At 60.6% G+C, this 284-nt stretch carries 1 pseudogene; it reads left to right on the top strand.

The features are described 5' to 3' along the window. Positions 1 to 254: pseudogene (locus AB3X94_RS42100) on the top strand (electron transfer flavoprotein subunit beta/FixA family protein); the annotation flags it as partial. Positions 255 to 284: the final 30 nt, after the last annotated feature.

Raw genomic sequence — 284 nt, forward strand, 5'->3', positions numbered from 1 at the left:
TGTCGCTGACGCTGCCGGCCGTGGTCACGACCGATCTGCGCCTGAACGAGCCGCGCTACGTGACGCTGCCGAACATCATGAAGGCCAAGAAAAAGCCGCTGGAAACGGTGAAGCCCGAAGACCTCGGTGTCGATGTCACGCCGCGTCTGAAGACGCTGAAGGTCGCCGAGCCTCCGAAGCGCTCCGCCGGTGTGAAAGTGCCGGACGTGAAGACGCTGGTCGAGAAGCTGAAGACCGAAGCCAAGGTGCTGTGAGGAGACGCAAGAAATGACGAATCTGGTTAA

It is taken from the genome of Paraburkholderia sp. BR10923, assembly GCF_040948765.1.
Lineage (GTDB): Bacteria > Pseudomonadota > Gammaproteobacteria > Burkholderiales > Burkholderiaceae > Paraburkholderia > Paraburkholderia youngii.